Source organism: Kitasatospora sp. NPDC001683 (assembly GCF_053596495.1).
The window spans coordinates 1-19,459 of the sequence record NZ_JBSFGK010000001.1; the positions used below are offsets into that span (position 1 = coordinate 1).

At 70.8% G+C, this 19,459-nt stretch carries 16 protein-coding genes, 1 tRNA gene and 2 pseudogenes; 8 read left to right on the plus strand and 11 right to left on the minus strand.

From position 1 onward, the window contains the following. Positions 1-117: 117 nt before the first annotated feature. The 3 genes and pseudogenes from ACWCYO_RS00005 to ACWCYO_RS00015 form a co-directional block, all read right to left on the minus strand. The gene (locus ACWCYO_RS00005; protein WP_449782864.1) at positions 118-699 is read right to left on the minus strand and encodes a hypothetical protein; all 582 of its coding nucleotides are present in this window, start codon (positions 697-699) and stop codon (positions 118-120) included. Positions 700-883: 184 nt separating this feature from the next. Next, positions 884-1,287 (minus strand): annotated as a pseudogene (locus ACWCYO_RS00010) (transcriptional regulator); the annotation flags it as partial. Between the two features lie 275 nt (positions 1,288-1,562). Continuing rightward, positions 1,563-1,636: transfer RNA gene (locus tag ACWCYO_RS00015), tRNA-Gly, on the minus strand. A 276-nt stretch (positions 1,637-1,912) separates the two neighbouring features. Here ACWCYO_RS00015 and ACWCYO_RS00020 point away from each other — a divergent pair. Together ACWCYO_RS00020 and dcd are read left to right on the plus strand one after the other, a co-directional pair. Next, complete coding sequence (locus tag ACWCYO_RS00020) at positions 1,913-2,134, plus strand: hypothetical protein (protein ID WP_360227361.1); 222 nt, start codon at positions 1,913-1,915, stop codon at positions 2,132-2,134. 71 nt (positions 2,135-2,205) lie between these two features. Beyond that, positions 2,206-2,781, plus strand: a complete 576-nt coding sequence (dcd, locus tag ACWCYO_RS00025; RefSeq protein WP_030278387.1) for a dCTP deaminase — start codon at positions 2,206-2,208, stop codon at positions 2,779-2,781. 116 nt (positions 2,782-2,897) lie between these two features. Here the strand turns inward: dcd and ACWCYO_RS00030 are convergent, their stop codons facing one another. From ACWCYO_RS00030 to ACWCYO_RS00045, 4 genes and pseudogenes are all read right to left on the minus strand, one after another. Further along, the gene (locus ACWCYO_RS00030) at positions 2,898-3,788 is read right to left on the minus strand and encodes a metal-dependent hydrolase (RefSeq protein ID WP_449782865.1); all 891 of its coding nucleotides are present in this window, start codon (positions 3,786-3,788) and stop codon (positions 2,898-2,900) included. A gap of 88 nt (positions 3,789-3,876) precedes the next feature. Next, positions 3,877-4,926 carry a YIP1 family protein gene (locus ACWCYO_RS00035; RefSeq protein WP_270145833.1) on the minus strand — a complete coding sequence of 350 codons (1,050 nt, stop codon included), beginning with the start codon at positions 4,924-4,926 and terminating at the stop codon, positions 3,877-3,879. Positions 4,927-5,141: 215 nt separating this feature from the next. Next, a pseudogene (locus tag ACWCYO_RS00040) lies at positions 5,142-6,206 on the minus strand (sugar phosphate nucleotidyltransferase); the annotation flags it as partial. Between the two features lie 322 nt (positions 6,207-6,528). Beyond that, positions 6,529-8,760 carry a (Fe-S)-binding protein gene (locus tag ACWCYO_RS00045; protein ID WP_449782866.1) on the minus strand — a complete coding sequence of 744 codons (2,232 nt, stop codon included), beginning with the start codon at positions 8,758-8,760 and terminating at the stop codon, positions 6,529-6,531. 335 nt (positions 8,761-9,095) lie between these two features. Between ACWCYO_RS00045 and dnaK the strand changes: the two genes are divergently transcribed. The 5 genes from dnaK to ACWCYO_RS00070 all read left to right on the plus strand — a co-directional run bounded on the left by dnaK (position 9,096) and on the right by ACWCYO_RS00070 (position 14,677). Continuing rightward, on the plus strand, positions 9,096-10,946 hold the full coding sequence (gene dnaK / locus ACWCYO_RS00050; RefSeq protein WP_270145829.1) for a molecular chaperone DnaK: 1,851 nt from the start codon (positions 9,096-9,098) through the stop codon (positions 10,944-10,946). After that, positions 10,943-11,569 (plus strand): nucleotide exchange factor GrpE, encoded by a 627-nt coding sequence (gene grpE, locus ACWCYO_RS00055; RefSeq protein WP_270145828.1) that lies wholly within the window; start codon positions 10,943-10,945, stop codon positions 11,567-11,569. The genes dnaK and grpE overlap by 4 nt, the downstream gene beginning before the upstream one ends. 223 nt (positions 11,570-11,792) lie before the next feature. Continuing rightward, positions 11,793-12,944: a molecular chaperone DnaJ gene (gene dnaJ / locus ACWCYO_RS00060; protein ID WP_449782867.1), complete on the plus strand. Its 1,152-nt coding sequence runs from the start codon at positions 11,793-11,795 to the stop codon at positions 12,942-12,944. A gap of 7 nt (positions 12,945-12,951) precedes the next feature. Beyond that, positions 12,952-13,497 carry a heat shock protein transcriptional repressor HspR gene (locus ACWCYO_RS00065; protein ID WP_270145824.1) on the plus strand — a complete coding sequence of 182 codons (546 nt, stop codon included), beginning with the start codon at positions 12,952-12,954 and terminating at the stop codon, positions 13,495-13,497. A 190-nt stretch (positions 13,498-13,687) separates the two neighbouring features. Beyond that, positions 13,688-14,677: a helix-turn-helix domain-containing protein gene (locus ACWCYO_RS00070; protein ID WP_270145822.1), complete on the plus strand. Its 990-nt coding sequence runs from the start codon at positions 13,688-13,690 to the stop codon at positions 14,675-14,677. Positions 14,678-14,751: 74 nt separating this feature from the next. Here ACWCYO_RS00070 and ACWCYO_RS00075 read toward each other — a convergent pair whose 3' ends face one another. Further along, positions 14,752-14,910 carry a hypothetical protein gene (locus ACWCYO_RS00075; RefSeq protein ID WP_449782868.1) on the minus strand — a complete coding sequence of 53 codons (159 nt, stop codon included), beginning with the start codon at positions 14,908-14,910 and terminating at the stop codon, positions 14,752-14,754. Positions 14,911-15,245: 335 nt separating this feature from the next. Between ACWCYO_RS00075 and ACWCYO_RS00080 the strand changes: the two genes are divergently transcribed. Beyond that, entirely contained in the window at positions 15,246-15,863 is a 618-nt protein-coding gene (locus ACWCYO_RS00080; protein ID WP_449782869.1) for a hypothetical protein, read from the plus strand. 485 nt (positions 15,864-16,348) lie between these two features. On the opposite strand, the gene ACWCYO_RS00085 is transcribed toward ACWCYO_RS00080, so the two are convergent. The 3 genes from ACWCYO_RS00085 to ACWCYO_RS00095 form a co-directional block, all read right to left on the minus strand. After that, entirely contained in the window at positions 16,349-16,603 is a 255-nt protein-coding gene (locus ACWCYO_RS00085; protein WP_449782870.1) for a hypothetical protein, read from the minus strand. Next, positions 16,593-17,585, minus strand: coding sequence for a LuxR family transcriptional regulator (locus ACWCYO_RS00090; protein ID WP_270145812.1), 993 nt, complete (start codon positions 17,583-17,585; stop codon positions 16,593-16,595). Before ACWCYO_RS00090 ends, ACWCYO_RS00085 begins: the two co-directional genes overlap by 11 nt. A 655-nt stretch (positions 17,586-18,240) precedes the next feature. After that, complete coding sequence (locus ACWCYO_RS00095; RefSeq protein WP_449782871.1) at positions 18,241-19,395, minus strand: TDT family transporter; 1,155 nt, start codon at positions 19,393-19,395, stop codon at positions 18,241-18,243. Positions 19,396-19,459: the final 64 nt, after the last annotated feature.

The following is a 19,459-nucleotide window of genomic DNA, read 5'->3' on the forward strand; positions in this document are numbered from 1 at the left end:
GCGGTGCGCAGGGCGATCCGCGGGAAGTGCAGCAGGGTGTCGAAGACCACCGCCGCGGCGGCCCGGGACTGTACGGCGGGCGGACCCGCTCCACGCCTCCCCCGGTGTCCCGCCCCATCACACCGGCGCGCTCCAGTACGAGCAGTGCACCCAGGGCAGCGGCGCCGGGTCCGGCTCGCCGGCTCCCGGCAGCGCCGGCACCCGATCCGAGCCGGCCACCCCGAGCAGACTCGCGGTCAGCCGCACCTCACCGAACTCACCGAAGCACAGCACCAGTTGGGAGCCACAACGGCTGGTCGCGGCGACCCCGGGCCGGTCCCGCCCGGCGTTCAGCGAGGTGATCGTCCACCCGCGCCACCGCCACTGGCGCTCCACCATCCGCGCCAACTCCGGCCGTCGGCCCGGCGATACCACGGTGAGCAGGTCCCGCCCCCGGGTGACGTACCAGAGCACCTCCGGCCCCCGCCGCCCCGGCGCGGAGAGCCGAACCCCCGCCCGCGGCACCGTCTCCTGCCACACCGTCGCCGGCCGAACGGCCGCCATGGTGTCCCGGAGCAGCATCTCGCAGTGCTCCGCGGCATCGAGCTGATCGACCGTCACATCCGGCGCCAGCACCGGCCACCAGTCCGGCGCGACCGGCGCGCCACCGCGGAAGCCGTCCGAGCGTCCGAGGTTCAGTTCGGCACCACCTGACTGCACAGGCCCCCTCCGTACTCCTCCCGGCATTCAACCCGGGCAGGCATTCCGTCACTGTTTGGACGGTGGCCGGGCACGGACAGTTCCGTCCTTCGCCCGCCGCTGGCAGGCGCCCCTTCCCCACCAATCGACCAGCAGGCGCAGCAGGCGGGTGCCGCCTCACCGGTCGAGGGAGCCTGCCCGTGTCCTACCCGCTTTCTCGTTTGATCCACTCGCCGCCGCCCAGCGGGTAGCAGTAGCCGGGGCGGCCGACCTCGGCGCCGGTGCGGAACGGGGTGCCGTTGTTGTCGATGTGCACGGTGTCGCGGCGGCTGCCGCTGGACCAGTCCGGCATGAGGTCCCGGCGGACTTCGTGCGCCTTGGTGTGCACAGTGACGTAGAAGACCTCCGGATCGGACTTGCCGACCTTGTACGGGAAGTCGCGCCACCCGCCATTGACGGTGATCACCGGACTGCCCCGGTCGAAGTCGATGTCGAAGGACTTGGTGTCGAACCGCCGCCGCAGCCGACGCCCATGGAGTAGGCGGTCCAGGCGAGCGGCGCGCCCTCGATGATGATCCGCACGTGCAGCGCCTCCAGGACGACCGTGTCCGCTACTTCCTGGGTCCGTCCGGCAACGAGAGCGTCGGCGCAGGGCCCACCCGCCGCTGCCCGCGAAGGGCGCCTACGTAGACGACTCCCTCAAGGTCACCTACTGGCAGCAGTCGATGGACGGTGCCATCACCTGGTGACACCCGAGAACAACCGCCGAGAACGCCCGATTTCCGCGGCCCCGGCGGCCTTCTGGCACGAATCTGCACGGCGGGATCGAATTGTTCCGGACAAACAAGAAAGCCGTAGGTCATATGACCTACGGCCTTCGGTAGTGGAGCGGGCGACGAGAATCGAACTCGCGCTCTAAGCTTGGGAAGCTCATGTTCTACCATTAAACTACGCCCGCCTGATGAGCCGTCAGAGACCGCTCGATCCAGTGCCACTGTACCCCATCCGCCGCTGTGGTTGCACGGCTGGTTCGGGGCCGTGGCGGAGCCGGGTGGGGGTGGGCGGGGGGCGTACTGTTTGGGCCGCGTGTGAGTGCTCCGGTGGGTGTGGGGTCGGGGCGGCGAGCCACGGTGTGGAATGTCCGGAACATCCCCTAATGTGACGCTGTCCCGAGGCCTGGCCGCCGGGGCGATGAGTACGGGTGAGTACTGGGTTAGGGATGGGAAGGGGATCGATGGAGCAGCGCGCCGTCGTTCGTTGTGCCGAGGGGCACCTGTTCAGCACCACCACGTTCCCGATGCAGAACCTCGGTCCGGGCCGGCTCGGGCCCGGGCGGTTGATCCGCTGTCCGCAGTGCGGACGGCTCCGGAGTTCGGTGCTGGCCGATGTGCGGGAGCTGTCCACGGCCCAACTGGCGCGGGCGATGCGGTTGGAGGCCGCTGAGTTCCTGGCCTGACGGCCGGCGGAAGGACACCGGGGCCCCGGACGGATTCGTCCGGGGCCCCGTCGTGCACGTAACCTCGAAGCGTGCTGCTCTCTGACAAGGACATCCGGACCGAAATCGACCTGGGCCGGGTCGTCATCGACCCGTTCGACCCGGCGATGATCCAGCCGTCGAGCATCGACGTGCGCCTCGACCGCTTCTTCCGCGTGTTCGAGAACCACAAGTACCCGCACATCGACCCCTCCGAGGAGCAGCCGGACCTGACCCGGCTGGTCGAGCCGGACGGCGACGAGGCGTTCATCCTGCACCCGGGCGAGTTCGTGCTGGCCTCGACGTACGAGGTCATCACGCTGCCCGAGGACGTGGCCTCCCGGCTGGAGGGCAAGTCGAGCCTGGGCCGGCTGGGCCTGCTCACCCACTCCACGGCGGGCTTCATCGACCCCGGCTTCAGCGGGCACGTGACGCTGGAGCTGTCGAACGTCGCGACGCTGCCGATCAAGCTCTACCCGGGGATGAAGATCGGGCAGCTGTGCCTGTTCCGGCTCTCCTCGCCGTCGGAGCACCCGTACGGTTCCGAGCGCTACGGCTCGCGTTACCAGGGCCAGCGCGGGCCGACGCCGTCCCGCTCGTACCTGAACTTCCACCGCAGCCAGGTCTGACCGCACCAGGATCCTGACCGCACCAAGACCCTGACCGCACCAAGACGGAGTGCACGCACGGCGGGCGGCCATCCCCTCAGGCGAGGGGGTGGCCGCCCGCGGCGTTTCCTCCGGCGTCAGGCCCGCTTCGGGCTGGTGACCGCGACCAGCTCGGCGCCGTCCTCGGACAGCCGCAGCTCGGTGGTCAGCTCGGCGAGCTCGCCGAGGTGGTGCAGGTGGGTGCCGCCGCAGAAGATCTGCGCGCCGCCCTCGGGCAGCTCGCAGTGCCACTGGCGGCGGGCGGTGAGCTCGGGGCCGGGGACGTCGATCCGGACCGGGGCGTCGGCCGCGACCCAGGCGGCGAGCCGGGCGTTGACGGCCTCGGTGAGGGCGGGCAGGGCGTCGGCGAGGGCGGGGAACTCCTCGGTGGCGTCGACGGTGAAGCCCTTCTTCTTCAGCGACTTGCCGAGCCGGTAGGTGTCCGTGCTGGCCTGGGTGTCCATCACCGAGCTCGCCATGGCGAGGCTGTCGAAGTCGGGGTTGCCGAAGGCGTCCGAACGGCCCGGGTCCTTGCGCCAGCGCGGGGCGAGCGCGGCGTTGAGGGCGAGGGCGAGCAGGTGGCAGCCGCTGTGCGAGGCGCTCAGGGCGGCCCGGCGCTCGGCGTCGACGGCGAGGGTGGCGGTCCGGCCGGTGAGGTCGCCGGGGTCGGTGTCGAGGACGTGCAGGACCAGCCAGGACCACTCCTCGTCGCCGCGCTTGACCGGGATCTCGGCGCCGACCAGCGGGGCGCCGCCCTCCGGGCCGACCGCGCCGGTGAGGCAGTCCACCACGGCCAGCTCGGTGCCGTCGACGGTGAGGGTGCCGTGGTCGGCGGGCTGGTCGGGCCAGGTGTGGTCGAGCGGGTGGAACGGGGTGGACTCGGTCACCACCGCGTAGCGGCCGTCCGCCAGCGGGTGCACCGCCAGCACCGGGGACTCGCCGGTCACCGCCCCGGCCGGGAAGCTGACGTGGGTGGTGGGGAGGGTCATGGCGCGCTCCGGTGGCTGGGGCTGGACGGGGGTGGGCGGGCCCCGTCGCCTACCGGCCGGACCCGCCCACCATTGTGCCCGTCGCCCCTCAGCCCAGTGTCGGCAGCTTGATCAGCACCAGCAGCGCGACCAGCTGCACGGCCGCGGCGGCCGCCGCCTTGCCCCAGGGCAGGTCGTGCACCCGCCGGACCATGCCGGTCAGCAGGTACGCGCAGAGCATCCAGGTGGCCCAGCCGACGGCCTGGACCACCGCGCTGCCGGAGGGCAGCACCAGGTCGATCAGCAGCCGGGGCGCGTCGGTCAGCCAGCCGATCAGCGCGGCCAGGCCGATCGTCGACTTCCACGGGCCGGCGCCGCCGAGCTGGCGGGCCAGCGCGTAGGTGACGGCACCGAAGACCGCCCCGACCACGGTGAAGCAGACGGCCGCGGCGCACAGGCCGGTCAGCGCGACCGAGAAGGTCGAGTCGACGATGTCGTCGTGGGTCAGCCCGATGCCGAGCACCGCGAGCACGCCGTACAGCAGCGAGACGGTGAGGGCGGGCAGCCAGACCTGGTGGTCGCGGGTGCGGTCGAAGGTCTCGGTCGGGCTGCGGAAGATGCCGACGAACAGCTCGCGCCACTGCGGCCGGGGCCCGCTGACGTGCGGGGCGGACTGGCCGCCGGCGCGGTAGACGGTGACGTTGTCCTGGCCGTACGGCGGTGGGGGCTGCTGGTCCTGGCCACCGTACGGCGGCTGCTGCCCGTAGCCGCCGTCCTCGTAGTGTCCCTGGGCCGGCGGTCGGCCGTAGTGGCCGTGGTCCTGGCCGTACGGCTGCTGCTCGTACGGGTCGCCGAGCGGGAAGGCCCGGGTGTTGCCGGGCCGGTCGGCCGCGTACGGGTCGTAGCCGGCGCCGACCGTGCCCCCCGGGCCCTCGGCCGAACCGCGCGGACCGGCCGGACCGCCGGACCCACCGTGCCCGGCCGAACCGCCGTACCCGCCCGGACCGGCGGCCGCCGTCGGGTGCGCGGCCGTGAAGTACTCCGGCCCGTCCGTCCGCCCGTACCCGCCGGGCGCCCCCGCCTGCGGCGGCGGAGGGGCCGGCCATCCGCCGTGCGGACGGTCGGCACCCTGACCGCTGTCGTATCGATTACCAACCACGCTCCGAAGGTACCCGTCCGGCCCAGTGCGCGTCGGGCCCGGACGGAGCCGGGGCCGGTTTGCAGCGAGGCTGAGACGAACGGGTCCGAAAGCCGTCCCCGGGGCCCGCGCAGGAGCCGCCCCGGCGAGCGCTACCGCTGGGCGGTGACCGACGGCCCGTGCACCGCGGCGGCTGCGGTGGTGCCGGCCGGGCAGCCGCCCGGGCCGGCCGTGGTGCGCACGGCGCCGACCGGCAGCAGGGTGCCGCAGGCGATCCGGATGCCGTTCGGCAGCTCGTTGTCGGACTCCACGATCGCTCCGTCGCCGATCACCGCGCCGTCCAGCGCCGAGCGGTCGCCGACGGTGGCGTAGGCGCCCACGATCGAGTCCTTGACCAGGGTGTCCGGGCCGATCACCGCGCCCGGCAGGATCACGCTGCCCTCGACGATCGCGCCGGCCTCGACCACCGCGTCCGCGGAGACCACGGTGCCGCCGCTGAGCACCGCGCCGGGGTGGACGGTGGCGCCGGGCAGCAGCAGGGCGTCGCCGGTCGGGCCGGGGACGGCCGGGGAGTCGACCTTGCCGAGCACCAGGTCGGCCGAGCCGCGGACGAACGCGGCCGGGGTGCCGAGGTCCAGCCAGTACGAGGTGTCGACGACGCCGCGCAGCAGGGCGCCGGTGGCCAGCAGCTCGGGGAAGGTCTCGCGCTCGACGGACACCTCCCGGCCGGCCGGGATGCGGTCGATGACGGACCGGGTGAAGACGTAGCAGCCGGCGTTGATCTGGTCGGTGACGATCTGCTCCGGGGTCTCCGGCTTCTCCAGGAACTCCAGCACCCGCCCGTTCTCGTCGGTCGGGACGAGCCCGAAGGCGCGCGGGTCCTCCACCCGGGTGAGGTGCAGGGTGACGTCGGCCCCGGCGGCCACGTGGCCGTCGCGCAGGGCGGCGATGTCGAGGCCGGAGAGGATGTCGCCGTTGAAGACCAGGACCGGCTCGTCCGGGCCGCAGGTCAGCCCGGACGCGGCGTTGCGGATGGCCCCGCCGGTGCCCAGCGGCTCGCGCTCGGTCAGGTAGACCAGCTCGATGCCGTACGGGGTGCCGTCCTGGAAGTGGTCCTCGAACACCTCGGCCAGGTAGGAGGTGGCCAGCACCACCCGGGTGACCCCGGCGGCGGCCGCGCGGGCCAGCTGGTGCGCGATGAACGGGACGCCGGCCACCGGCAGCATCGGCTTGGGGGTGTGGGTGGTCAGCGGACGCAGTCGCGTGCCCTTACCACCGACGAGCATGATCGCCTCGGTCATGGTCTGCGCTGTTCCCCTTGTGCTCTGTGCGGCCCGGCCCGGCGGGCCGATACCTCCGTCGGTGGTCTGAACCCGTCCGGAACGGGTCGACCGGCTCGCGGCCGGTCCGGCGCCTACTGTATTTCCTTCCGAACGGATGCCCGTCCGGCGGCCGTGCGATTGACGTCACTCGCCGTCCGCCCGCCGTACCGCCGGCCGTCGCCCGGGGCACCGAAAAGCCCGGCCCGGCGGGCGCGTTGGCGGCGTCCACCGGGCCGGGCTGTTGTAGCAGAACTGTCGAACAGCGGTCGCCGTCAGGCGTCCACGGTCACGGCGGTCGCCGTCAGGCGTCCACCGTCGCGGGCTCCTCCTCGGCCTCGGCCGGCGGGGTCGCCTTCACCGAGTCGAGCAGCAGCTGGGCCACGTCGACCACCTTCAGGTGCTCCTTGGCCGCGCCCTCGTTCTTCTTGCCGTTGACCGAGTCGGAGAGCATCACCAGGCAGAACGGGCAGGCGGTGGAGACGATGTCCGGGTCGAGCGACAGCGCCTCGTCCACCCGCTCGGTGTTGATCCGCTTGCCGATGCGCTCCTCCATCCACATCCGGGCGCCGCCGGCGCCGCAGCAGAAGCCGCGCTCCTTGTGGCGGTGCATCTCCTGCTGGCGCAGACCGGGGACCTTGTCCATGATCTCGCGCGGCGGGCTGTAGACCTTGTTGTGGCGGCCCAGGTAGCAGGGGTCGTGGTAGGTGATCAGGCCCTCGACCGGGTTGACCGGGACGAGCTTGCCCTCGTCGATCAGGTGCTGCAGCAGCTGGGTGTGGTGGATCACCTCGAAGTGACCGCCGAGCTGCGGGTACTCGTTGGCGATGGTGTTGAAGCAGTGCGGGCAGGTGGCCACGATCCGCTTGGTCGGGGCGTCCTCGAGCGCGGCGTTCAGGGTCTCGACGTTCTGCGCACCGAGCATCTGGAAGAGGAACTCGTTGCCCAGGCGGCGCGGGGAGTCACCGGTGCAGGTCTCCTCCTTGCCGAGGATGGCGAACTTGACGCCCGCGGTGTGCAGCAGCTCGGCGAAGGCCTTGGTGGTCTTCTTGGCGCGGTCCTCCAGGGCACCGGCGCAGCCGACCCAGTAGAGGTACTCGACCTCGGCGGGGTCGATGTCCTCGCCGATCACCGGCACCTCGATGCCGGTCTCCTTCTTGAGCTCCTTGACCCAGTCCAGGCGTGCCTTGGTGGCCATGCCCCACGGGTTGCCCTTGTTCTCCAGGTTCTTGAGCATCGTCCCGGCCTCGGTCGGGAAGTTGCTCTCGATCATCACCTGGTAGCGGCGCATGTCGACGATGTGGTCGACGTGCTCGATGTCCACCGGGCACTGCTCGACGCAGGCGCCGCAGGTGGTGCAGGACCACAGCACGTCCGGGTCGATGACGCCGTTCTCCTCGGCGGTGCCGATCAGCGGGCGCTCGGCCTCGGCCAGCGCGGCCGCCGGGACGTCCACGAGCTGCTCGGCGGTGGCCTTCTCGGTGCCCTCCATGTCCTTGCCGCCGCCGGCCAGCAGGTAGGGCGCCTTGCCGAAGGCGTGGTCCCGCAGGCTCATGATCAGCAGCTTGGGCGAGAGCGGCTTGCCGGTGTTCCAGGCCGGGCACTGCGACTGGCAGCGGCCGCACTCGGTGCAGGTGGAGAAGTCGAGGATGCCCTTCCAGGAGAAGTGCTCGACCTGGGAGACGCCGAAGACGGCGTCGTCGGCCGGGTCCTCGAAGTCGATCGGCGCACCGCCGGAGGTCATCGGCTGCAGCGCGCCGAGCGCCACGGCGCCGTCGGCGTTGCGCTTGAACCAGATGTTCGGGAAGCCAAGGAAGCGGTGCCAGGCCACACCCATGTCGGTGTTCAGCGAGACCGTGATCATCCAGATGAAGGAGACCGAGATCTTGATCGTCGCGACCACCCAGAGCAGGTTGTGCAGGGTGCCGACGCTCAGCCCGGAGAACAGCTTCACCAGCGGGTACGAGACCACGTACGCGGCCGAGTAGTGGTCGGCGCCCAGCTGGGCGCCCTCCAGGCCGCGCAGGGTCAGGATGGCCGCGCCGATGATGAAGATGACCGCTTCGATGAAGTACGCGAAGCCCATGTTGGAGCCCGCGAAGCGGGACTTGCGGCCCGACTTGTTCGGCAGGCTCAGCTGCCGGATCACGATCAGCACCGCGATGCCGAGGAAGGTCACCAGGCCGAGCAGCTCCTGGAACACCAGGTACGGCGTCCAGTCACCGATGAGCGGGACCTCGTAGTCCGGATCGAAGAGCTGCCCGAACGCGCCGACCAGGGTGAGGATCAGCGCGTAGAAGCCGACGGCCACGCACCAGTGGGCGATGCCGACGACGCCCCACTTGTTCATCCGGGTGTGGCCGAGGAACTCCCGGATCAGGGTCACGGTGCGGGCGACCGGGTCGTTGATCCGTGCGCCCTTCGGGACGGACTGGCCGAGCCGGATGAACCGGTAGATCTGTGCGATGGCACGAGCGAACAGCGCCACGCCGACCACGGTCGTCGTCAGTGAGATGAGGATCGCTGCTAGCTGCATCCGGCTTCTCCGTACTCCAGCGGCGGTGAGGATAGAGGTCGGTCAAGTGTACTCGTGGGTAACTTAACCACCCACCGGGCGGACACTATCGCCCACTAGCACCGATTCAGAAGCTGCTCAAGGTATGGCGGCAGTCACGTGAGACCACACTCGCTCATTCGGGTCAAAAACGGAACGAAGAGGACGAGGGAGGCAAGGAAGACGACCAGAAGGCGAACAGTAGGTGAGCAGCCGCAGCAAAGTTGAGTCGACAGGACTCATGGCTGTTGACTCGTTCGTGCCCCTCGTGCATCCTTGAGCCTGTAAAGCTCAACTCTTCCGTGGAGGTATCTACGATGGCACGCGCGGTCGGCATCGACCTCGGCACGACGAACTCGGTCGTCAGCGTTCTGGAGGGTGGCGAGCCCACCGTCATCACGAACGCCGAGGGCGCGCGGACCACGCCGTCCGTCGTCGCTTTCGCCAAGAACGGCGAGGTCCTGGTCGGCGAGGTGGCCAAGCGCCAGGCGGTCACCAACGTCGACCGCACCATCCGCTCGGTCAAGCGCCACATGGGCACCGGGTGGAAGATCAACATCGACGGCAAGGACTTCACGCCGCAGCAGATCTCGGCCTTCGTGCTGCAGAAGCTGAAGCGCGACGCCGAGGCGTACCTGGGCGAGACCGTCACCGACGCCGTCATCACCGTCCCGGCGTACTTCAACGACTCGGAGCGCCAGGCCACCAAGGAGGCCGGCGAGATCGCGGGCCTGAACGTCCTGCGCATCGTCAACGAGCCGACCGCGGCCGCCCTCGCGTACGGCCTGGACAAGGACGACCAGACCATCCTGGTCTTCGACCTCGGCGGCGGCACCTTCGACGTCTCCCTGCTGGAGATCGGCGACGGGGTCGTCGAGGTGAAGGCCACCAACGGTGACAACCACCTCGGTGGCGACGACTGGGACCAGCGCGTCGTCGACCACCTGGTCAAGGTCTTCCAGGCCGGCCACGGCGTCGACCTGTCCAAGGACAAGATGGCCCTGCAGCGTCTGCGCGAGGCCGCCGAGAAGGCCAAGATCGAGCTGTCCTCGTCCTCCGAGACCTCGATCAACCTGCCGTACATCACGGCCTCCGCCGAGGGCCCGCTGCACCTGGACGAGAAGCTCACCCGCGCCCAGTTCCAGCAGCTGACGGCCGACCTGCTCGAGCGCTGCAAGGTCCCGTTCCACAACGTGATCAAGGACGCCGGCATCTCGCTCTCCGAGATCGACCACGTCGTCCTGGTCGGCGGCTCGACCCGCATGCCGGCCGTCGCCGAGCTCGTCAAGGAGCTGACCGGCGGCAAGGACGCCAACAAGGGCGTCAACCCGGACGAGGTCGTCGCCATCGGCGCCTCGCTCCAGGCCGGTGTCCTCAAGGGCGAGGTCAAGGACGTCCTGCTGCTCGACGTCACCCCGCTGTCCCTCGGCATCGAGACCAAGGGCGGCATCATGACCAAGCTGATCGAGCGCAACACCACGATCCCGACCAAGCGCTCCGAGATCTTCACGACGGCCGAGGACAACCAGCCGTCCGTCCAGATCCAGGTGTACCAGGGCGAGCGCGAGATCGCCGCGTACAACAAGAAGCTCGGGATGTTCGAGCTGACCGGCCTGCCGCCGGCGCCGCGCGGCCTGCCGCAGATCGAGGTCACCTTCGACATCGACGCCAACGGCATCATGCACGTCGCCGCCAAGGACCTCGGCACCGGCAAGGAGCAGAAGATGACCGTCACCGGCGGCTCCTCGCTGCCGAAGGACGAGGTCGACCGCATGCGCCGCGAGGCCGAGCAGTACGCCGAGGACGACCACAAGCGCCGCGAGGCCGTCGAGACCCGCAACTCCGCCGAGCAGCTCGTCTACTCGACCGAGAAGTTCATCGCCGACAACGCCGACAAGCTCCCGGCCGACGTCAAGACCGAGGTCGAGACCGCCATCGGCGAGCTCAAGGACGCCCTGAAGGGCGAGGACATCGCGAAGATCCGCGAGGCCTCGGAGAAGGTCTCCACCACCGCCCAGAAGCTCGGCCAGGCGCTCTACGCCAACGCCGACGCCGCCGGTGCGGCCGGCGCGGCCGGTGCCGGTGAGGCCGGCCACGCCAAGGAGGACGACGTCGTCGACGCCGAGATCGTGGACGACGAGAAGCCCAAGGGCGGTGCGTCGGCATGACGGACAAGCCGCAGGGCGGCAAGCCCGGCGACGACTCCGCCGCCGAGGAGGCCGCCCAGGTGAATGGCACCGGCAAGGCTGCCGAGGAGGCAGCTGCGGGCGAGGGCTCCGAGGAGCTCGCCACGGCCAAGCGCGAGCTGGCCGAACGCACCGCGGACCTGCAGCGCCTGCAGGCCGAGTACCAGAACTACCGCAAGCGGGTCGAGCGCGACCGGCTGACCGTCCGCGAGATCGCGGTCTCCAACATCCTGGAGTCCCTGATCCCGGTCCTGGACGACATCGGCCGCGCCCGCGAGCACGGCGAGGTGACGGGCGGCTTCAAGTCCGTCGCCGAGTCCCTGGAGACGGTCGTCGCCAAGCTGGGCCTGCAGCAGTTCGGCAAGGAGGGCGAGCCCTTCGACCCGACGCAGCACGAGGCGCTGATGCACAGCTACTCCTCGGACGTCACCGAGGACACCTGCGTGCAGATCCTCCAGCCCGGCTACCGCATCGGCGAGCGGATCATCCGCCCGGCGATGGTGGCCGTGGCCGAGCCCCAGCCGGGCACCCAGACGACGTCCGGCCCGGACGCCGAGGCCAAGCCCGCCGACGCGGACAAGTCCGACGGTGGCTCGGACAGCTGACAACCTGTGACAGCTGACAACCAGTGCGCTGCGGAGTCGCCTGCCGGCCAGTACGGCGGCCGACTCCGCAGCGCGCTGTCAACGGCTCTTCTTTCGGGGGCTGTTGACAGCGCAGTGACGATGGACATCGGGAGGTGGCGGAAGCCGTGAGCGAGCGCAGCGAGCGAACCATCAAGGGGTGCGTGTCCCGCTCAGCGGCTGCCGAGCGCAGCGAGGTGGACGCATGAGTGGCAAGGACTACGTGGAGAAGGACTACTACAAGGTCCTCGGCGTGCCCAAGGACGCCACCGCCACCGAGATCAAGAAGACCTACCGCAAGCTGGCGCGCGAGTTCCACCCCGACGCGAACAAGGGCGACGCCAAGGCCGAGGAGCGCTTCAAGGACATCTCCGAGGCGTACGACGTCCTCTCCGACGAAAAGCGCCGCAAGGAGTACGACGAGGCCCGCAGCCTCTTCGCCAACGGCGGCTTCCGCACCGGCGGCCCCGGCACCGGCAGCTACAGCTTCGACTTCGGCGACCTCTTCAGCGGCAGCCAGGGCGGCGGTGGCGGCGGACTCGGTGACGTCTTCGGCGGGCTCTTCAACCGCGGCGGCACCCGGCAGGCCCAGCCCCGGCGCGGCGCCGACGTCGAGACCGAGGTGACGCTCTCCTTCGAGGAGGCGGTGGACGGCGCCACCGTCCCGCTGCGGATGACCAGCCAGGCCCCCTGCCGCGTCTGCAACGGCACCGGCGCCAAGTCCGGCACCACGCCCCGGGTCTGCCCCACCTGTGTCGGCGCCGGCACCGTCAGCCGCGGCCAGGGCGCCTTCGCGCTCTCCGAGCCCTGCAAGGACTGCCGCGGCCGGGGCATGATCGTCGACGACCCGTGCCCCGACTGCCACGGCAGCGGCCGGGCCAGCTCCGCCCGCACCATGCAGGTCCGCATCCCGGCCGGGGTCCAGGCCGACCAGCGGATCCGGCTCAAGGGCAAGGGCGCCCAGGGCGAACGCGGCGGCCAGCCCGGCGACCTCTACGTCACCGTGCACGTCGACCCGCACCCGGTGTTCGGGCGCAAGGGCGACAACCTCACCGTCACCGTCCCGGTCACCTTCCCCGAGGCGACCCTCGGCGCCACCATCGAGGTGCCCACGCTCAACGGCCCCGCCGTCAAGCTCAAGCTGCCCCCGGGCAGCGCCAACGGCCTCACCATGCGCGCCCGCGGCAAGGGCGCCACCCGCAAGGACGGCACCCGCGGCGACCTCCTCGTCACCGTCGAGGTCGTGGTGCCGCAGCACGTCACCGGCGACGCGCTGAACGCCCTCGAGCAGTACCGCGAGGCCACCGCCTCCGACGACCCGCGAGCCGCCCTCTTCCGGGCGGCGAAGGGAGCGTGACGACCAGATGTCCCCGAACCCGATGAACCCGACCAGCCCGATGGACGCCGGCGGCCCGATCGGCCCCGGGCTCGGCGAGGGCCTGCCCGGCAACGGCCCCCGCCGCACCCGGCGCACCACCGCGGCCCCGCCGCAGTACGTGCTCACCGAGGACACCCCGGTGTACGTCATCTCCGTCGCCGCCGAACTCTCCGGCCTGCACCCGCAGACCCTGCGCCAGTACGACCGCCTCGGCCTGGTCTGCCCCGACCGCACCGCCGGCCGCGGCCGCCGCTACTCCGCCCGCGACATCCAGCAACTGCGCGAGGTCCAGCGGCTCTCCCAGGACGAGGGCATCAACCTGGCGGGCATCAAGCGGATCATCGAGCTGGAGAACCAGGTCACCGCCCTCCAGGCCCGCATCACCGAACTGGCCGACTCCCTCGAAGGCGCCGCCACCGCCCTCCAGCAGCGCGAGGCCGCCGTCCACGCCTCCTACCGCCGCGACCTCGTCCCGTACCAGCCCCCCACCCCACAGTCCAGCGCCCTCGTCGTCTGGCGCCCCAAGCGCTGACCCGGGGGACTGCTCACCTCCCCAGCCGCCGGTTCCCTCCTGTTCGGGGGGTGCCGGCGGCTGGGGTGTTGGTGAGAGAGTGCGGTCGCATTCCCTCTCCAGAGGGCTCGCCGGATCTGGCATGCTGACACTCGATTCGGCGTCAGCGCTGGCCGGGCCCAGATATCACCGTAACGGCAAGGAGTCGCGGATGAGTGAACGAGAGCAGCCGCTTTCCGCTGGCTTGACCGTCCTCTCGGCAGCAGCAAGAGCGCTATATCTGGCCGTCATCCGGGGAGATGGTCAACTGCCATTGGACTCAAATGCCGATCAGAATGATTCTGCACGGGATGAGCTGGTAAGGATTGGCCTTCTCGTGCCCGACAGCGACGATCCGACAATCTTCGTAGCCACAGACCCTACACAGCTCTCGGCAAGCCTCAGCCATTCGTGGCAGCGTCAGGCACTGGAGCTCCTGTCACGCGCCATATCTCTCCCCTCCGAACTGCAGGAACTCACTCGGGAATTCCACACCCCGAAGCAGTCCGGAGGGTCGATCGAGTATGTGCAAGGAAAGGCTCTTATCCGCCAGCGGCTCGAGCAGTTCAGGGAATCCGGACTGGAGGAGGCCCTGGCGCTTCAACCCGGCGGGCCCCGGCAGCCGGACCTTCTCGCCGGGATGATCAAGCAAGATCTAGAAACGCTCCGCAGTGGCACCCAGATGCGGACGATCTACCATGCCAGCACTCGCTACCACCAGCCGACCAGGGACTACGTGGCTACCCTCGCCAAGGCTGGCGGCCAGTATCGAACCCTTGATGAGCCCTACACGCGGCTCATAGTGATGAACCGGCGGGTAGCTGTCATTCCGATCGGCGATGACATGAGTCTCGCGGCGTTCATATATGACCCTGCAGTCGTCAATTACCTCGCCGAAGAGGTATTCGAGCGATGCTGGAGTCGGGCACTGGAGTTCGAGGGTGACCGAACGGTGCCGCAGCAGGTGGTTTCCCGCCTGCGCCAAACGATCATTGACCAGATGCTCGAGGGCACCAATCACCGGGTCATCGCGCGACGCCTGGGAATCAGCGAGCGAACACTGGCGCGGCATATAGCCGAAATGCGAGACGACTACAAAGTGGACTCGCTATTCCAGCTCGGATACGTTCTCGGCCGAAAAGCGCAGGGGCCTTCCGACTGACCATCCGCCCACTTTGCGCAAATGGCAAGTACTTCAAGGGGCTTGGCGTGCGCCTGGACACTCACATGGCGTGTTCACTGCCAGGAGATGTCGTCCGCGACAGTCACCGCAGCCTTGACGGCAATCGTGTCGTGCGAGTCAGCAGCATTCGCGAGAGAGACCACGCCAAGCACAGCGGCCGCAGCGGCCAACGGAAGCACAAACTTGCGGACAAAACGGCGCATGCCGGTCACGCCCCCACTCTCTCGAGATTCGCCACTAGAAGCATCTAGCAGGATAACGACACACATAGTGCCGCACGAGGGGGAGGCTGTCACCTGCCCAAGGCTGCGAAGTGTGCGTCATCTCCCTGCCAGGCATACAGATGACACAGGCCAACCCTGGACGCGACGCCGCCCCGCGATGGACGATCAGTTCGCTCCCGATGGTCCGGGCAGGACACCACATCTTGCCAATGTACCGTCAAAAACCGAGCGGTTTCACCAGCAGCACCACCACCCATAGAGCAGCCAACAACCAACGCATCGCCGACGCTCACTCCCCTGGTCGGCCTTCCCCCGGAGTCGACATGACCGAGCCCTACCTGCGTCACCACGACAGCCAGGCCCCTGAGGGTCGGCGTGCACGTGTGTTCCTGGCCGCGCCGCTGATGCGGCTGACCGGCCCCGCGGACAGTGTGGTGACGCTCGCCAGCCGGACGCGGCTGACGACGCTCCGCACCACTCTGCTCCGCAGCGGTGCCGCCGTGTACAGCGCGCACCACAGCGACGCCTGGACCGTCGCCGGCCATGCCCCCGAGCCCCGGGTGCCGTCCGACTTCCGGGCTCTGCAGTCCGCGGACCTGGTGTTCGCCTACGTCGGAGCCCCGCTCTCGGCCGGGGTGAGCCTCGAACTCGGTTGGGCGTCGGCGCTGCGGAAGCCGATCGTCCTGCTCGTCGACGAGGCCATCACCCACAACCCGCTGATCGCCACCATCGAGCAGGTCGCCCCCGTCCTGCCGCTGGTCTTCGACGACACCTGGTCGCAGGAGGCCCTCCACCACACCGTGGAGACCGCCCTGGACTGGGCCGGCATGGCACTCTCCCTCCGCGAGGGTTTCTGGACCGCCCCCGGCGACCGCTTCAACGTCCCCCGACAGCAGACCGCCGTCTCCGGCTACTGGCCGACCGGCGCCGCCACCGGCTGAGCAGCGCTCACCCACCGGACTCCCCCGTCCGCGCTCCCCGCATCTGCCGGCCGAGTAGGAACAGGGTCTCGGCGTCGTACACCTCACGCAGCCGGGCGATGTGACCGGCCACGGTCCCTTCGCTCGGCCCCATCCGGCTGGCGATCGCCCGCTGCGTGAGACCCCGGGCCAGCAGTGGCGGCCGACCTGTTCGTGGGCTACGGGTGAGGAGCCTGCCGCCAGTGACTCCCGGTCCACGACCTGGGCCTGCAGCCACTGCTGCTCGAACACCCCGACCAGGTAGGCGATCATCGCGGGATCTTCGACCACCGCTGCAACCGTGTGGTCGGGAGCGGCCGGGATCAGGGCCACGGTGCGGTCGAAGATCGGGGTCTTGGTGAAGGGCCCCTCCAGCAGCCGGATCGGGGCGCCGACCCGGGTCGAGTGCAGCGCGTACTCGACCGTCCGGGGATCCGAGCAGGCCGACGGTTCGAAGACGGTGTGCATCACCCCACCCGCTTCGATGTAGCGGCCACGCCACCCCCGCCGACCGGCACCTCGGCGCCGCCCACCCCGGCCGCCGCCCCGCCGACGAGGACGCGCGGGTTGGCGGCGGTGTAGCCGGTGGTGGTGGTGAGGAGGCCGCGGGCGGCGACGGCCGGGCGGTCGGCGGGGGCGAGGTCCTCGGGGCGCGGTCGCCCGCCGCTGCGGACGGCGGCGAGGTAGCGGGCGCGTTCGGCCGGGCCGGGCTCATCGGTCATCACGGGCGCCTCTCATCAGCCAGCCGAGCTGGAAGAGGGTCTGGGCGCCGTAGCGGTCGCGGAGCCGGGCGATGTGGCCGGCGACGGTGCGTTCGCTGAGGCCCAGCCGGGTGGCGACGGCGCGTTGGGTGAGGCCGCGGGCGAGCAGCCGGCCGACCCGGTCGGGGATGGTGCGGGCGGGGCCCTGGCCTAGGGCGGCGGCGGCTTCGGAGGTGTCGGCGCGGGCCCAGTCGCGTTCGAAGCCGCCGATCAGGAAGGTGAGGGCGGCCGGGTCGCTGATGAACGCGGCGGTGCTGTTGTCGTCGTTGGCGGAGATGACTGCGACGCTGCGGTCGAAGACGATCAGCCGCTGGAAGGGCTCGTCGAGGATCCGGATCTGCGAGCCGTGCCGGGTGACCTCCTCGGCGTAGGCGATCGCGGGCGGCTCGGCGAGCGCGACGGGCTGGTAGATGGTGCGCAGCGAGCAGCCGCGCTGGAGGAGCTGGACGTCCTGGGCGAGGGCGACCTGGAGGGTGTCGGCGGGGCGTTGGCCGGGTTGGGCGGTGAGCACCTCGGAGCGGCAGTCGGAGACGAGTTGGGAGATCCGCTGGCGGATGTGGACGTGGCCTTCGACGTAGACCGTGCCGCCGGAGCAGCCGCCCGGGCGGGGCATCGCGTCGTAGGCGCGGGTGAGGCCGTCCAGGGCGCCGGGGAGGTTCTCGGCCCGGACCAGCAGCCGGGTGGCCTCACTGCGGAGTTCGGCGCCGAGGCGGTCGCTGACGGAGCGGGGGCTGACGGCGGTGTAGCAGCGGTCCATCCGGTTGGCCATGACCAGGCCGATGTCGAGGAGTTGTCGGAGTGCGGCGCGGTCGTCGTCGGCGATGTCGGTGAACGGTGTGCGGCCGCCTTGGGCGATGATCGCCAGGTACAGCTGCCGGGCGGCCGCGTCGGGTTCCCCGCCCCCGGGCTGCTGGTGCGGCGTGACCGCCGGTTCCGCCGTCACGTCGCACTCTCCCTGCCGGACGCTCCCCTGTCCTCCCACCCGTACGCACGGTCCGCGGTACCGGTGGCCGGGCGTCTCACGGTACCGGTCGGACGGTGGACCCCCGGGTCCGGGTGCCGTCGCACACCGGAGCCCTGGGGGTCCCCATCAGCACGCCAGTGCCTAGGCGCTTCCGTCGAGGCGGAGCAGCAACGCCTCGCCGGCTCCGGTTCCGGGCTCCATCACCACACATGGACCCCGGCCGGGGCTCTTCCCCCCGTTCCACAGGTGCGGGACGTTGCACCCGTGGTCAATTCTGAAGAGCAAGTCGCGACCATCGGGCTGCGGTTGCCCGGACGACCTGGCGTGCCTCCACCCTCACAGCGTGACGGCCGGTGGACAAGTGCCGCCCGAGTGCAGGTTCGCGCAATTGCAGCTATCTGCATCCCGGCGGGGGCGCCGGGATGCGGACGGCGGGTCGGATTCCGGTGAAGGCCGAGGCCAGCGGGGGGTGTGGGCGAGGGCCACCAGTTGGCTGTGCACCGTCATCCTGCAGCTGCGCGTTCCTGCAACGGCGGCCGTGCTCCTGACCTGGGGTGAGTCCGCTGGATGACGGGTCGGCACAGCTCAGCGCGCCGGCACCTCAGCGCCCCCGGCACCTCAGCGCGCCAGCACCTCAGCGCGCCAGCAGCCGGCCCCGCAGCAGCCCGGCGGCGGTGCCGCCCGCCGCCAGTAGCCAGGCGGCGCCCAGCAGCAGGTAGAGCCCGACGGCCAGCCCGGTGAAGCCGCCGAAGCCGGTGTGCCTGGCGAGCGCGGAGGCGCCGGTGACGCAGGTGCCGACCGGGAAGGTGAACGCCCACCAGGTCATCGCGAACGGCATCCCGGCCCGCCGGGCGCGCAGGTTGGCGGTGAGCGCGACGGCCAGCCAGAGCATCGCGACGCCGGTCACCGCGACGCCGTACAGCTCGACCAGCGGCAGCATGACGGGCGCCAGCGCGGGCAGCACCGGGCGGGCCGCGTCGGCGAGCTGGTGGATCGCGGTGACGGACTGGCCGAGCGGGCCGAGCACCAGGAACAGCGCGGGGGTGAGCGCCGGTGCGGGCACCTTGCTGTGGAACAGCCCGGTGAACACCACCGGCAGCAGCACCAGGGTGGCCAGCAGGCCGATCCCGAAGAGCGCCCAGCAGCCGTACAGCAGGGCCTGCTGCGGCAGGCCGGCGGGCAGGTGCGGGACGAGCGCCGGGCCGCAGGCGGAGGCGACCAGCGGGGCGACCACGGGCAGCAGCCAGGTCGGGTTGGCCTCCAGGGCGGAGACCGGGTGCCGGGTGATCATCAGGTACGGGATGCCGGCCGCGACGATCAGCGCGTACAGGGTGCCGACGCCCCACAGCACGGCGTCCAGGGCGACGGCCGGGCCGGTGCCGATGACCCGCGAGCCGAGCAGCAGGGTGCCGAGCCCGACCGCCAGCAGCGCCATCGGCGGGCAGCCGTAGAAGACCGCCGTGGCCGGGTTGTCCAGCAGCTGGGCGCGGGCCGCCTCGCGGTGCCGGGTGAGGTGCACCAGCCGGGCTCCGGCCAGCACCAGCAGCCCGGCCGCGCCGAGCGCCCACATCACCTCGCCGAAGCCGATCAGCCCGGGCAGCCGGACCGGCAGGGCGGCGGCGCCGTTGGCCACGATCGCGGTGCCCATCACGGCGGCGTACCAGTTGGGGCCGAGCTGGGCGAGGTCGAGGCGGGAGAGCGGGGTGAGGCCGGTGAACCGGGAGAAGCGGGAGCGCCGGGAGGAGCCGGCGGGGCGGACGAGCGGGCGGACATCGGCCAAGGTGGACATGGTTCCACCGTCGCCGAGCGGCCCGGCGGCCGGTAGCGCCGCGGGTTCTATGAGGGCATAGCCT